This window comes from Robertmurraya sp. FSL W8-0741 (assembly GCF_038004005.1).
GTDB lineage: Bacteria > Bacillota > Bacilli > Bacillales > Cytobacillaceae > Robertmurraya > Robertmurraya siralis.
Map to the genome: position 1 here is coordinate 636,121 of NZ_JBBOQG010000001.1, position 14,413 is coordinate 650,533.

The 14,413-nt window shown below is 37.6% G+C and carries 16 protein-coding genes; 12 read left to right on the plus strand and 4 right to left on the minus strand.

The genetic code is table 11. The annotated features are described in order from the left end of the window. Window positions 1-5: 5 nt before the first annotated feature. The 3 genes from NST02_RS03130 (at window position 6) to NST02_RS03140 (ending at window position 1,924) form a co-directional block, all read left to right on the plus strand. A complete protein-coding gene (locus tag NST02_RS03130; protein WP_095312234.1) occupies window positions 6-470 on the plus strand; it encodes a molybdenum cofactor biosynthesis protein MoaE in 465 nt (154 codons plus the stop codon). Beyond that, window positions 463-696: a molybdopterin converting factor subunit 1 gene (gene moaD / locus NST02_RS03135; RefSeq protein ID WP_095312232.1), complete on the plus strand. Its 234-nt coding sequence runs from the start codon at window positions 463-465 to the stop codon at window positions 694-696. The genes NST02_RS03130 and moaD overlap by 8 nt, the downstream gene beginning before the upstream one ends. 208 nt (window positions 697-904) lie before the next feature. Next, on the plus strand, window positions 905-1,924 hold the full coding sequence (locus tag NST02_RS03140) for a thiazole biosynthesis adenylyltransferase ThiF (protein ID WP_095312229.1): 1,020 nt from the start codon (window positions 905-907) through the stop codon (window positions 1,922-1,924). A gap of 547 nt (window positions 1,925-2,471) precedes the next feature. Here the strand turns inward: NST02_RS03140 and NST02_RS03145 are convergent. Beyond that, window positions 2,472-3,221, minus strand: coding sequence for a hypothetical protein (locus NST02_RS03145; RefSeq protein ID WP_340947970.1), 750 nt, complete (start codon window positions 3,219-3,221; stop codon window positions 2,472-2,474). A 166-nt stretch (window positions 3,222-3,387) separates the two neighbouring features. Between NST02_RS03145 and NST02_RS03150 the strand changes: the two genes are divergently transcribed. The 5 genes from NST02_RS03150 (at window position 3,388) to NST02_RS03170 (ending at window position 7,009) form a co-directional block, all read left to right on the plus strand. Then, window positions 3,388-3,792 carry a hypothetical protein gene (locus NST02_RS03150; protein ID WP_212934043.1) on the plus strand — a complete coding sequence of 135 codons (405 nt, stop codon included), beginning with the start codon at window positions 3,388-3,390 and terminating at the stop codon, window positions 3,790-3,792. Window positions 3,793-4,514: 722 nt separating this feature from the next. Next, a complete protein-coding gene (locus NST02_RS03155) occupies window positions 4,515-5,279 on the plus strand; it encodes a DUF4230 domain-containing protein (protein WP_095312226.1) in 765 nt (254 codons plus the stop codon). Continuing rightward, window positions 5,272-5,979 (plus strand): uracil-DNA glycosylase, encoded by a 708-nt coding sequence (locus tag NST02_RS03160; RefSeq protein WP_170943626.1) that lies wholly within the window; start codon window positions 5,272-5,274, stop codon window positions 5,977-5,979. Before NST02_RS03155 ends, NST02_RS03160 begins: the two co-directional genes overlap by 8 nt. Before the next feature lie 273 nt (window positions 5,980-6,252). Beyond that, window positions 6,253-6,507, plus strand: a complete 255-nt coding sequence (locus NST02_RS03165; RefSeq protein ID WP_095312218.1) for a YwdI family protein — start codon at window positions 6,253-6,255, stop codon at window positions 6,505-6,507. A 130-nt stretch (window positions 6,508-6,637) separates the two neighbouring features. After that, entirely contained in the window at window positions 6,638-7,009 is a 372-nt protein-coding gene (locus tag NST02_RS03170; protein WP_095312261.1) for a DUF423 domain-containing protein, read from the plus strand. 157 nt (window positions 7,010-7,166) lie between these two features. Here the strand turns inward: NST02_RS03170 and gerQ are convergent, their stop codons facing one another. Then, window positions 7,167-7,625 carry a spore coat protein GerQ gene (gene gerQ, locus NST02_RS03175; protein ID WP_095312215.1) on the minus strand — a complete coding sequence of 153 codons (459 nt, stop codon included), beginning with the start codon at window positions 7,623-7,625 and terminating at the stop codon, window positions 7,167-7,169. A gap of 517 nt (window positions 7,626-8,142) precedes the next feature. After that, window positions 8,143-8,889, minus strand: a complete 747-nt coding sequence (gene hemQ / locus NST02_RS03180; protein ID WP_212934042.1) for a hydrogen peroxide-dependent heme synthase — start codon at window positions 8,887-8,889, stop codon at window positions 8,143-8,145. 539 nt (window positions 8,890-9,428) lie between these two features. Here hemQ and pta point away from each other — a divergent pair. Together pta and NST02_RS03190 are read left to right on the plus strand one after the other, a co-directional pair. Continuing rightward, window positions 9,429-10,406 carry a phosphate acetyltransferase gene (gene pta / locus NST02_RS03185; RefSeq protein ID WP_340947972.1) on the plus strand — a complete coding sequence of 326 codons (978 nt, stop codon included), beginning with the start codon at window positions 9,429-9,431 and terminating at the stop codon, window positions 10,404-10,406. Between the two features lie 217 nt (window positions 10,407-10,623). Further along, on the plus strand, window positions 10,624-11,460 hold the full coding sequence (locus NST02_RS03190; RefSeq protein ID WP_095312205.1) for a lipoate--protein ligase family protein: 837 nt from the start codon (window positions 10,624-10,626) through the stop codon (window positions 11,458-11,460). 236 nt (window positions 11,461-11,696) lie between these two features. On the opposite strand, the gene NST02_RS03195 is transcribed toward NST02_RS03190, so the two are convergent. Continuing rightward, the gene (locus NST02_RS03195) at window positions 11,697-12,395 is read right to left on the minus strand and encodes an RsfA family transcriptional regulator (protein WP_340947974.1); all 699 of its coding nucleotides are present in this window, start codon (window positions 12,393-12,395) and stop codon (window positions 11,697-11,699) included. A gap of 292 nt (window positions 12,396-12,687) precedes the next feature. Here NST02_RS03195 and NST02_RS03200 point away from each other — a divergent pair, with 292 nt between their 5' ends. Together NST02_RS03200 and NST02_RS03205 are read left to right on the plus strand one after the other, a co-directional pair. Next, complete coding sequence (locus NST02_RS03200) at window positions 12,688-12,912, plus strand: DUF1450 domain-containing protein (RefSeq protein ID WP_095312200.1); 225 nt, start codon at window positions 12,688-12,690, stop codon at window positions 12,910-12,912. A gap of 202 nt (window positions 12,913-13,114) precedes the next feature. After that, the gene (locus tag NST02_RS03205; RefSeq protein ID WP_340947979.1) at window positions 13,115-14,413 is read left to right on the plus strand and encodes an HD domain-containing protein; all 1,299 of its coding nucleotides are present in this window, start codon (window positions 13,115-13,117) and stop codon (window positions 14,411-14,413) included.

Sequence of the window (14,413 nt, forward strand, 5' to 3'; positions counted from 1 at the left end):
AGATGATGAATTTTGAAATTGCAAAAGAACCAATTAATATACAAGCAGTAATTGATAAGGTTGTACAGCGCAATGCAGGGGCAATTACGACATTTATTGGGACAGTCAGGGAATTAACGAAGGGGAAAAAGACCCTTTATTTAATTTATGAGGCCTATGAGTCAATGGCTGTCAAAAAGCTTGAGCAAATTGGTGATGAAATTAAAGAGCGGTGGCCAGGCGCGGAGGTAGCTATCACCCATCGTGTTGGGAGATTAGACATTACCGATGTAGCGGTAGTGATTGCTGTGTCAACCCCTCACCGTGCTGATGCATATGAAGCCAATCGCCATGCGATCGAGCGAATTAAAGAAATCGTTCCTATTTGGAAGAAGGAGCATTGGGAGGACGGAGAAGAGTGGATTGGTGATCAGCTCGAAAAGGTCGCATATCCTACAGGAAAACCAGAGGAGAAGGATTTATATGAATAAAATTCTATTTTTCGCTCATTTAAAGGATGAGGTTGGTGAAGAAAATATTCGCATCGATGTAGCGGGGAGAACAGTTGCTGAAGTGAAGGAATTACTTGCAGCGGAATATAACCTTCAGAAGCTTGACTCTGCGATGACAGCGATAAATGAAGAATTTGCTTCAAATGAGGATGTTATTGAAGCAGGCGATGAAGTTGCGTTTATTCCTCCTGTGAGCGGAGGTTAATTTCCAGACAGATGACGAACGCTCGCATTCTTCGTTGCTTGCCTTTGTCTGGATACAAATTGCTTTCATTGTAAAGTTACATATATGCCCTGTTAGAGTAACTTCGCATTTCTCAAGGGTTTGTGTGCTTTACAATCAGCCTTTTAGAATGATTTTCATTTAAACTGTCCGTTGGGCAGTTTTTTCTACCTGGAAAGGAGGGATAGTGATGTACGAACGCTATTCAAGACAGATGTTATTTGCTCCGATTGGGAAAAATGGACAAGAGAAGCTGCGAGCAAAGCATGTTCTCATGATTGGTGCAGGCGCACTCGGTTCCAGCAATGGTGAAATATTGACTCGGGCAGGGGTTGGGAAATTGACGATTGTCGATCGGGATTATGTGGAAGCAAGCAATCTCCAGAGACAACAGCTTTATACGGAGGAAGATGTGCTACAAAAACTGCCGAAGGCTGTGGCTGCAGAACGGCGATTAAGAGCGATTAACTCTGATGTAGAGCTTTGTGCCGTAGTTGGTGATGCGACTCCTGAAATGCTTGATGAACTTGTGAAGGGCGTCGATCTCATCCTTGATGCGACTGATAATTTTGAGACAAGAATGGCGCTTAATGATATTGCCCATAAATATCAAATTCCTTGGATTTACGGTGCTTGTGTAGGAAGCTTTGGGATGAGTTTCACGATTATCCCTGGAAAGACGCCATGTCTTAATTGTTTGCTTAAGTCTCTTCCTGTACAGGGAATGACTTGTGATACAGTTGGGATTATTGCCCCAACTGTGCAGATGGTTGTGGCCCATCAAACGGCTGAGGCATTAAAAATTCTCGTGGAAGACTGGGAGGCACTGCGTCACTCTTTCGTCAGCTTCGATTTATGGAGGAATCAATATAGCAGCATGAAAATGTCGAGAGCAAAGGATGAAAGCTGCTTATCCTGTGGTAGTGAGCGAACGTATCCATACTTAAGTCGAGAGAATTTGATGAAATCAGAAGTGTTATGTGGTCGAGACACGGTGCAAATCCGTCCGTCAAAGGAAGGAGAGGTGGATCTCAATGAGCTCGCCGCTCATTTAAGCTCGATTCACTATGAAGTGAAAGGAAATCCATACTTATTATCAATCGAAATGGAAGCTAATCGAATCGTGATTTTTAAAGATGGACGAGCCCTTATCCATGGAACAAAAGATTTAGCACAGGCCCGCTCCATTTACCAAAGATTGCTTGGATAATGTGAATGATGTACCTCTTTGCTGTAATGGCAAGGAGGTTTTGAATTGCAGAAAGTTCAAAGTTTTTTTAACTAATGAATATAGGTGGTTATTAATACTGTTCAATGTATTAAACTTAAAGAAAGATAAATATACAAATTCTTCATAAAGTGGAATTCAGTGTAATAAAAATGATCATGGTTCGTTCTGCAGCGTGCTTTAAATTAAAAGTGTTTTTAGTTCTTACAAGGTAGAGGCACTAACTTTATTTATGCATTTTAAGCTTACCTCATATACCTGGGCTAGACAGTTTTCCATTTCTACTATACAGTATTTTATTTGACTTTAATTTTTGTCTCACTTACTTATGAGACCGATTCATTTATTTTTATACTGCAAAAATACTTGCTTTATATAAAATAGTGGATTTATTTAATAAACAGCATGAACACATTTTAAATTCTTCTATAAGACTATATCGATTATTTTTTTATAGCCTTGAAATTGGTTTTACCAAGAAATGACCCAAATTGCGCACTAATCGCGAGTTATTTATGTTTTTATATTTTTAAATTCCTAACCCGTGTTTGATTACTTGAATTCTAAATACAAATGTAGATGTTCCTCTATTCACGTTAACTGAGGTGGTAGAACTAAGACTACTTGCATTAGTATTTTTACTCAACCATCTCCAGGAAGATGGGGCATACTTAGTGAAAGAATTTGAGGTAAGATTTGAAGTTGAATTGCAATCATTGTAAATACATGCTTCTAAACCGACTTGTCCATAAGTAACTTTTCTGTTTGATAGATTAAAAGTAGAATCCTGTAATGTCCAGCTTCCAGAAGTGCTATATAATTTAAAATACATTTTTGAATTCTCAAACTTTTCTTGCCAACGAATAGATACAACACCTCTAACAGTTGAAGAAGGATCTACTATGTTTCCTGATGATTTGTCTTGATAAGTTACTACGGCATTTGTAACATATTCAGTAGTAATAACACCTTCTGATGATTGAGTTTGTTTAAGTTTTTGAGTAGTTAAAAACACCTCAAATTCTTCTTTATTAAATAGATTGCTTATAGGAATTGAACTTAGTTTTTGTATTGAAGGTAATACATCAAAATAGATATTTTTTACATCTGTTTCACCGTTGACAGCTCTATCAATGATTTTATTAGTTTCTGTTATTTCTGACTTTAAGTAAATTACTTTTTCCTCAATAGACTGCTCTTTACTAAATGATGCAAAGGCATAGTCTGGTATGAAAAGTAAAAACGTCAAACATAAGAGAACTACAAATTTCTTCATCATTAACACCTCTAGAATTGTTATTTTATACCATTCTAAGATATTACGTTTGAAATGTATATAGTAATATTTTACTTTATTTTTAAAAAAAGGAATTTTTATCATTTTCTAGATTTAATGATATAATTATATATGAATATTCTTAAAATTTGATTAAAGGGATGATTTTATGCAAAGACTCAAATTGTTATTCTTTACTTTAATTTTCTTATTAACAAGTTGCTTTCAACAAAAAAATATTGAGGCTAAAGGTGAAGGTGAACATTGGAAGGTACATATAATATATGAAGTGACAGATTCATATCTCTATGAAAGAGGAGGAATTGAGTTTAAAGGCGATGAGAAACTCACTAATGTCAAATATACAGTTATTACTGATAACAATGTTAGTCGGAAGGGAGAATTTTACCCTCAGGAAAATCAAATCGCTGAGTTATTTGAAACTACTGTAACTAATCATCCACCAACTAAGAACGAAGCTATTAGTCTGTTAAATCATTCTTATATAGAAATTACATGGAAAACTAGTACAGGGGAATATCAGGAAAGGATTAATTTGAAAGTGAGTTCATAAATTCATTTTAAAGAGGGTATGGATTTCAAGAAAAAAGCAGTAAATTGCATCTATTTTTTAAATAGGCATTGCTTCTTGTTATTCATATGTTCATTTTATAATCAGCGATTGTACATTATGAAATCATTCAGTTAATTTCTATCAACGTGAATATTACTTTGTGTTCTTGATTATTTAAAAATTCCTAAAATTACAATCTTAAATAGAAAAATCAGAATGATGCTTCTCTATTAGTTTTTAATTGGTGCTTAGAGCACAAACTATGATGTTTGAAAATAATATACTTCTTTGAGTTAAATAATATTTAAATGTTCTTAGTTTATTTTTAGATGTGCCAACCTTAGTGTGATTTACATTTGAATGCATCACCTATTATATTTGTTATATAGTTCTTGGTATGTTAATTGCTGCTATCCCTCGAAATGTATAATAATTTTTCCTGTTCAAACCTGACTCCTCATACCCTAGTAAACTTTGGTCAGTATCTTCATCTATACTTCTAAATGGGAGATAGACTTTCTCCACTAGTAATCTGACTTTATTCACATTTTTTTCTGAAAGCTTATTAATAAGTATGCTCAATAATAATTATGAGTTGTATCCTTGTATTACTCTTGATTTTCGAACAACTCTTGTTTGTATGGAAAATCTATTAACCTTATCGATTCTTTCTTTTTCCTTTATAATAGGTAGAAGGACATAGGATTAGGAGGGCGAGGATAATGGAAAAGAGAGATGATGAGAAAATATTGGCACAGCTTGATGCAATCATGAATGAACTTCAGCAAGGTAAGGAGCAGACGGCAACTGCAGCTGCTTTAAATATAAATAAAAGAACGCCAACTTTTAAAGGCTTTTTAAAAGTAGGTCTTCGGAAGTGGTATTTTAAAATAATCGTTATTTTAGTTGCGCTATTATTGGTTGGAACTGTAATTGGGATTGGAACTTTTAAGCTCTTTTCTGGAGCAGAAGCAAAGGTGGAAAAAGGTAGTTTCATAGAACAGATGAAGGAGCTCTCTTCACTTGCCTCTTCCCAAGCATTTGTAAAGGCCGTGATTGAAAAAGAGGATAACCAGCTATTTGGGAAGGAAATTTCAACGAATATTCCTGGGACAAAAAGAAAGTTATTATTAGTTGTACCTGGAACGGTGACTGCAGGAGTAGACTTAGAAAATGTGGCTGCCGAGAATTTAAGAATAGACGAAGAAGAAAAGACGCTAGAAATCACATTGCCTTCTGCGACCATTATTCAAGAGCCAGCATTAGATTTTAATCATGTACAAGCTTTTTCGGTCGAAGGAATTTTTCGTGCGGAGGTCAATTGGGAGGAAGCTTTTGAACTGGCTGCAGAAGCGAAGGAACTCGTGAAGGAAGAGGCGATGGCACAGGGGCTGTTGCAAATGGCTGAGGCAAATGCCGAAAAAACATTGCAGAAGTTTTTTGAACAAATGGGCTATGAGGTGACCGTACACTATGAACATGAATAGTCTCTTGCATCGCGATTGGCGCGAGAAATTGAAATCGGAGATGGAAAAGCGATACTTTCAAGAGCTGATCGATTTTGTGCGAATGGAATATGATCGTACGAACGTCTATCCAACGCAAGAAAATATATTTCAGGCACTTAACTTAACCTCATTTGATGATGTGAAGGTTGTGATCTTAGGTCAGGATCCTTATCACGGTCCAAATCAAGCACATGGATTGAGCTTTTCTGTTTTACCCGGAGTTCCGATTCCGCCATCACTTAAAAATATTTACAAGGAGCTTGAGGCAGATCTGGGCTGTAACATTCCAGATCATGGCTATTTAAAAAAATGGGCGGAGCAAGGCGTTCTCCTTTTAAACACGGTTCTAACAGTTCGAGCAGGGGAGGCCAACTCCCATCAAGGAAGAGGCTGGGAAACGTTTACGGATAGGATTATTACATGCCTAAATGATAGGGAAACTCCGATTATTTTTGTGCTTTGGGGGAAGCCGGCTCAAAAAAAACGGAGTCTGATTGATGAGCAGAAGCATTTTGTTATTGCTTCTTCCCATCCAAGTCCTTTATCGGCTCATAGAGGCTTTTTTGGAAGTAGGCCGTTCTCGCAAATAAATCAATTATTGAAAAAAAGCAAAAGCGAAGAAATTGATTGGGAACTGAGCTTTGTTTCTGAAATAACAGTAGAAAATGAGTTAAAATGAAAAGGGTTGACGATATTGAAGGAAGAACGAATCAATTGTTTTGCCTGCAAACATTTTTACGTTACGTGGGATAAGAAATTTCCGAAGGGTTGTCGGGCGTTCCAATTTAAAACAAGCAGGCTTCCTTCTCAAGAGGTTTTGCGAGCTTCAGGACATAATTGTTTGAGATACGAGAAGAAATAAGCGTTTCCCTCATGGAATCTAGGTCTTTTTTTTAAAAATCCAGTTCTGTAAGATATGATATGGTAAAGTAGATAACTGTGAGGTGGTAAGATGAATATTTCGATGCAATCATTGCTTGGTAAAATAGAGGAAGAATTAAAGCAGGCGAAACAAAGCGACTCGGAAGTGCGAACAAGAGAAAAGATCTATGCGATTAAAACATTGTGTGAGTTGGTATTGGAGCAGAAGACAAGTCGACAATCCCCAGCACCTATAATAGAACCTCAGCGGGCAGTTCAATACCAACAGCCAGCAAAAATGAAAGTAGACGATGAAGCAAACGGTGATTCCCTGTTTGATTTTTAAACGCTTAGCATTGCTCTGTGCCGCTTAATTTGCAAGAGCTGCATTGTAATGGAGAGTGCTGATAATGGTTAAGGAACAACGCCATTCTATTCATCAAAATTTGCAATTTTTGCGTCAAAGGAGAATGAACATGAAAATATTAATTATTTTAGGTGCGATAAATGCCTTTTTAGCAGTCGCATTAGGTGCTTTTGGAGCGCATGGATTAGAGGGGAAGCTTGAACCAAAATATATAAATATTTGGGAAAAAGCGGTTAAATATCAGATGTTTCACGCAACAGGCTTATTTATTATTGCACTACTGCTTGGCAAATATCCTGCAAGTGCGCTCTTAACGTGGTCTGGTTGGCTCATGTTTATCGGAATCATTCTTTTTGCGGGGAGCCTATACATCCTTGCTGTAACGCAAATATCCGTGCTCGGGGCAATTACTCCATTGGGTGGTATAGCCTTTTTGGCAGCGTGGCTATTGCTTGTGATTGCAGCTGTAAAAATAATGTAAAAACGGGAACCTCAAGGGAGTTCCCGTTTTTACATAGACTTTCAATGTTAATTTTTAAGGCGAGCGCAACTAAGGTTTCACACGAAATGAGCGTTTTATCAACCACTCTGTTTAACAAAGCCTTTTCATAAAGTTTTAAGATGGTGCATACGCTTTTTTATCTCGGAGGGTAGGCGGTTGCCCCTGGTACTCCGTATGGATAGTCGTACTCTAATTCCTCATCAAATGTGGCATAGCCGAAGTAAACCATTGGAATCAGATAGCGCGTTCCAGACTCCGGATCACTAATAATCAGATGGTCTCTTCCAGCTGCTTCAATAATTCCTCTAAAGGTTCGTGTTGATGGACCTTCAGCAGATACTGTGTCGAACATTGCATACACCGTGACTAATTTCCCTCTGTTTAAACGTAAAATGTTTTCAATATAAGACTGTTCCAGCGGCAGCATTCCTGGAATCTGCTGTGTCGGCTGTTGTCCTCCGGCAGTTGGAAACATGGTTCCTGTCTGCACAGGAGGCGTTGTCGGTGCTTGACCTGTCGGAGCGGCATATCCGTAGTTGGGCTGCTGGTATCCATAATAGGGTGTTTTTGAATAAGAATTGGGATTGTACGTCAATTGACTTCCCTCCTAAATATGAATGTAATTTTAATATTTTCTTACACTAGACAAAAAACGAAACGATTTTGGACGGATCTTCATTAATGAAGCATTGCTATTAAGAAAAAAGTTGAGCTATCACTATATATATTTTTCCATGTGAAGAATATGTTCGTTTTTTACATATGAAAGCTATGATAAATTAGATCCTAATGAATAGTTATGATTCTATTTTTTCTTTTATGACAACAGACAAGCTGGGAATGTTACGATGAAATTAGAAGATTTAAGGCAAAAAAGGATCTTTAGTATGTACTAAAGAGCAACTGGAGCCTACTGAAGGTCATTGTGTCGTCTTTACTGAAGCAGCATTATACCGCAAATACTCACAATACGTAATGATGCGAAAGCGTCATATTTTTTGGTGGTTTTCATGAAGATAGTTGTAATAACGAGGAAAGTCTTATTTTAGGGCTTCGTTTTAAAGGGCGTCTCAAAAGCTTTCGCATTTAAGACGCCCTCTATTCAAAAATAATTAATTAACGTGTAAAAATGACTCAATTCGGTCAACTTCAAGGATGTTTCCAACAAAGAATGAACCGAATTCTCCGTAACGTGCACTCACTTCATCGAAACGCATTTCGTAAACAAGCTTTTTGAATTGGAGAACATCATCAGAGAACAGTGTTACTCCCCATTCGTAGTCATCAAAACCAACCGAACCAGTAATGATTTGCTTTACTTGTCCAGCATAGCTTCGTCCGATCATCCCGTGGCTGCGCATTAAGCTGCGTCTTTCTTCCATTGGAAGCATGTACCAGTTGTCTTCCCCTTGGCGGCGCTTATCCATTGGATAGAAGCAAATATATTTTGCTTTTGGAAGCGTTGGATAAAGCCGAGCCAGAATTTCAGGGTTTTGGTATGGATCTTGATCAGATGGTAAATAATTGCCTAACTCTACCACTGAAACATACGAATGAGTAGGTACTGTAAACTCAGCCAATTTTGTTTTGTTGAACTCTGTTTCAATTTCATTTAATTCTTCCATTGTTGGGCGTAAAATCATCATCATAAAATCTGCTTTTTGACCAACAACCGTATATAGTGCATGACTCCCTTTTTTATCGTCTTGTGTACGGTTCCATTTTTCGATTAGACCTAAAAACTCGTGAATGGCTGCTTGTCTTTCTTCTGGCGATATCATTTTCCAAGTCGTCCAGTCCATTGCACGGAAATCATGTAGGCAATACCAACCATCGAGCGTTTTAACCGCTTCACTCATACTAATCACTCCTAAAATATATACTAAAATGTGGCGATTTCAATAGAAATCGATTCACTAATTAAAATTACTATAACATAGTTTCACCATTAAAAATATGAATAAACCTTGAATGTGAAAACCATTTCCATTTCAGGGGAAATAAGGGAATTTTAGTTGGTTAAATCCATGATTTTTTGTGAATAGTAAAAAAGAAACTCAACATTTAAATATTCAACTTTTAAGAATATATAAACTTTTATGAAGTAAACGTTCTCATTTGCTTGACTTCTTGAAAATTTATATGAGAAGGGTATGCTAATGAAGGCGGCTCTTTTTGCCCCGTGAAAAAATATAGATAGGTTTAAGCAGATGAATAGTTGAAATTATTTTTTAAATATAAGCTTTGTTAAATAGAATTGTTGTTAAAATGATTTTGGGCTCATTGCATGTGAAACCAAAGTTTCACATGCCTTTCAGTATAACTGAAAGGTAAGAGAGAAATGGGCAAAAAATCAACACCGACATATAACAGAGCCTAAATATAAGGAGGATGACATATGAGTGATCTATTTTCAGCGTTAAAAGAAAAGGTAAGCAGCAAGCAAGTGAAGATCGTTTTTCCAGAAGGCTTGGATGAAAGAATTATTGCAGCAGCAGCTAGATTAGCAGACGAAAAAGTATTAACACCTATTCTTATTGGGAACGTTGAAGAAATTGAAGAGAAGGCAAAAAGCTTGAAAGCTTCCCTAAACGGAATGGAAATTTACGATCCGAAAGCTTATGAGCATATGGAGGAGTTAGTTGCTTCTTTTGTTGAAAGAAGAAAAGGGAAGGCAACCGAAGAGGATGCCAGAAAAATCCTTTTAGATGAAAATTACTTCGGAACGATGCTTGTACATACGAATAAAGCAGACGGTCTAGTGAGTGGTGCAGCTCATTCAACAGCGGACACCGTTCGCCCGGCACTACAAATTATTAAAACAAAAGCAGGAGTGAAAAAGACATCTGGTGTATTCATCATGGTTCGTGGCGATGAAAAATATGTCTTTGCTGATTGTGCGATTAATATTTCCCCAGACAGTCAAGATTTAGCGGAAATAGCTCTTGAGAGCGCAGCTACAGCGAAAATGTTTAATATTGATCCGCGCGTAGCAATGCTAAGTTTCTCAACAAAAGGTTCAGCAAAATCACCGGAAACTGAAAAGGTATCAGAAGCGGTTAAAATAGCTCAACAACTAAACCCTGAACTTGTTTTGGATGGTGAGTTCCAATTTGATGCTGCTTTTGTTCCGTCAGTTGCGGAGAAAAAGGCGCCAAATTCCCCTCTTAAAGGTGACGCAAATGTATTTATTTTCCCAAGCTTAGAAGCTGGAAACATTGGTTATAAAATTGCGCAACGCCTTGGAAATTTTGAAGCGGTAGGACCAATTCTTCAAGGATTAAATCGTCCGGTTAATGATTTATCAAGAGGTTGTAATGAAGAAGATGTATACAAGCTTTCTCTTATTACTGCGGCGCAAGCTTTAGAACAATAATTTCTTTGCTGCCTTTTCTTTAAGGGAGGTGGCAAGAAGAGCAAAAGGGTATTCCACAGGGGCAGATGCTTAATGGGATACCCTTTTGCCAGTTATTTCTGCCGAAGGGAGCCAAGCTTTTAACTTGCCTCCCTTATATGTGTTGTTTTTTCATCAAAAAGAAAACATAATATAATAAATGGATCAATAAAAGCGAGTAGAAGGAGAAAACAAAGGGATGCAGGAAGACTTATTAAGTCAAAAAGTGTGGCGAGTGATAGACCAATCGGTTGTTGGCTTGCATGTAAATGCTCTTCAATCTTTTGGCATGGATGATTGTTTATGTGCTTCGGTTGGATCAGGCCTGTCACCAGCAACAGCGAGGTCCTGGGTTCATCATAATACGGTCGTTTTGGGGATACAGGATACGAAGCTGCCGTATTTAACGGATGGATTGAAGCACTTGGAGGAACGTGGTTACCGCTACATTGTGAGAAATTCAGGTGGTTTGGCAGTTGTCCTCGACGAGGGTGTCTTAAATGTGTCGCTTATTTTCCCAGAAACAGAGAAGGGCATAGATATAAATCGCGGCTATGATGCAATGCTCACATTAGTTGCAGCGATGTTTGCCGATCTAAATGTAGAAATTGAGGCACGGGAAATTGTCGGCTCATATTGCCCCGGTAGCTATGACTTAAGCATTGCCGGAAAAAAGTTCGCTGGCATATCGCAAAGACGTTTGCGCAGAGGAGTTGCTGTGCAAATTTATCTCTGTGTCAATGGGAGCGGAGGTGAACGGGCTCACCTCATTCAAGCGTTTTATCGATTAGGAAAAAGGCATTCTGAAACAAAGTTTGAATATCCAGAAATTAATCCGGTTGTTATGGCCTCATTAGCAGAATTAACGCACCAGAATTTAAAGGTAGAAGATGTCATGTTGCGCTTATTGCAAGTTCTGCGAAAGAAAAGTGAACATTTATATGCAGGAACCTTAACTAAAGAAGAACTGCCGCTATATCAGAGTTATTATGAAAGGGTAGTCGAACGCAATCAAAAGATCCTTTTCGGACAGTAAAAAAGCCGTAGCATTTCGTTTTGCTACGGCTTTCTTAAGAAAGATATTGTTACCAACCCTTCTCCTTGAAAGAAAATCTTTTTATCGATAAGCTTTGTCATATGTCGGTGATGCTCCTTGGCTTATGTGCGAAATCAAGGTTTCATACAACATGAACCAATAAAAGATTTATCACCCATTTTGTTTAAACGAGGCCTATGGCTAAGTTCAGACGTATTCTTCGTCCCATTACTTCATTACTCAGCTACTTTTTCTAGATTTCCATTGCGATCCATCTTAAATGTGGAAGCTGGACGTTCTTCCTCTTCGAATAAAACAAGCTTTCTTGCCCGATTCATGATTTTCATGAGGGTCTCGTAATCTTCTTGGATAGTGACAGTATTTTGTTCCAACTTCTCAATTTTTGCTTGCAGTTCTTGTTTTGTTTTACGCATTTCAGCATTTTCACGTTTCAATCTTTCATTCTCACTTTTTAATATATCAACCTGAAAATTAGAACTATCTAGATTCTGTAAGTAGGAGATCACCATTTCTAAATTTAGTTGTTCTGTATTAGTTTGTGTTGCAACAGGCGCTGCTACACTCATTTCGCTGCTAGGCTGTACGTCTGTCTCTGCATTTTGAGATAAAAAAGTCATTTCGTCCATTGAAGGAGCTGGTGGTGAATATAGTAATTTCTTCTTTCCACCTTGTTCCTTTCCTAGCATTCTTTGCCTTTGTTTACGTTGCTTTTTTGCTAACTGCAGCGCTTTTTCGTAGCGATGTCTAACAACTGCATTCCACCGGAATCCACATGCTGCCGAAGTTCGATTAAGCTTATCACCAACCTCTTCAAATGCATTTAACTGTGTGCTTCCTTCGCGTACATGTCTTAGTACAGTTTCTGCTAACAATAAATCATTTTCGTCTGTCCATGCGTCTTGACGAACCTTCATTTTTTTCAACCCCTTATGTGTTTAATTCTAATTTTTTATCGTGCTTAGTCACAGGATGACCAGTTTTGCAAAGGTTTATACAAAAGTGATTAAAAGGATAGTAGATTTTTTAAAATTTTTCCAAATCGATAGAGACCACGATCCTTTAAAATAAGGGTGCGTGAACTTGCAATCAGCTAAGAGAAGAGGTAAAATGGCGAATGTGTAAATTCATTATTTAAGCCTTATGATTGGCAAAAAAGTATAATTATATCCGTATAGATGATCGATTGATAGAAAGGGTTGTAATACTATGGCAAACGAATTTCGAGTTTGCGATGATTGTCAGGCCGTGAACTTAAAAACATTGATTCCGAAACTAAAAGCCATCGATCCCGATGCGACAATTGATATTGGCTGTCAATCTTATTGTGGCCCTGGGCGAAAGAAGACTTTTGCTTTTGTTAATAATCGTCCGTTGGCTGCGTTAACAGAAGAGGAATTAATGGAAAAAGTGAATAAAAAATTAAAAAAATAATGTCATATTTCCAAATGTCAATCACCTTTCTTGAATTTTCATTAAAGGTGATTTTTTCTTTTGTTGATTCTAGGACTTTTGTCGAATTTTCTCTAATTTTTTCATTATGTAATGATTTGTAAATGGAACAAGGATATAATGTATAACTAGATAAGTTCGTTTCGTAACGATGCCGGAATGCTTTATGGAAAGGAGGTAGAAAATGGATTACGCTGAGCAAAAGCTGAAGGAAGAGAAGGTATTTAAAGATCCTGTACATCGCTATGTTCACGTTCGGGATCAAGTAATTTGGGATTTGATCGGCACAAAGGAATTTCAAAGGCTTAGAAGAATTAAACAATTAGGGACAAGCTTTTTAACCTTCCACGGTGCAGAGCATAGCCGTTTTAATCATTCTTTAGGAGTGTATGAAATTATCCGCAGAATTGTCGATGACGTATTTGTCGATAGGCCAAAATGGAACAAAGAGGATCGCTTGCTATCTCTTTGTGCAGGGTTACTTCATGATCTTGGCCATGGTCCGTTCTCCCATTCCTTTGAAAAAGTATTTGCCCTTGATCATGAATATTTCACCCAGGCCATTATTTTAGGGAACACGGAAGTAAATGCTGTGCTTTCAAGGGTGGAGCCTAATTTTCCGAAACGTGTGGCAGAGGTAATTGGAAAGACGTCTGAGAATAAAATTGTGATCAGTTTAATTTCAAGTCAAATCGATGCAGACCGAATGGATTATTTACAAAGAGATGCCTATTTTACCGGTGTGAGCTACGGTCATTTTGATATGGAAAGAATTTTGCGTGTGATGCGCCCCCATGAGGATCAGGTCGTTATTAAGAAAACAGGGATGCACGCTGTAGAAGACTACATTATGAGCCGGTACCAAATGTACTGGCAAGTATATTTCCATCCTGTAACTCGAAGTGCGGAAGTGATTTTGACGAAAATCTTGCACAGAGCAAAAGAACTGTATCACGATCAATACGTTTTTCAGCAAGAGCCAACCCATTTTACCTCCATTTTTGAGGACACTCTCACCTTAGAAGACTATTTAAAGCTAGATGAATCGATTATCCTCTACTATTTTCAAATGTGGCAGGATGAAGAGGATGACATATTAAGTGATTTGTGTAAGCGATTTGTGAATCGAAATCTATTTAAGTATGTGGAATTTGATCCTGCGAAGGAATATAAGAAGCTGGCAGAACTCTCGACGCTTTTTATAAAGGCTGGGTTGGACCCAGAATATTATTTAGTTGTCGATTCCTCATCGGACCTTCCTTATGACTTCTATCGACCAGGAGAAGAGGAGGAGAGGCTTCCTATTCAACTACTTATGGGCAATGGGGACATTCGAGAACTTTCCCGTGAGTCCGAGATTGTCGATGCTATTTCTGGAAAAAGAAGAACCGATCATAAGCTCTATTATCCAGAGGATTTATTAATCGATGATACGACAAAGAAAAATATAAAAGAGCAAATTCAAACGCTTTTAGAATTATAA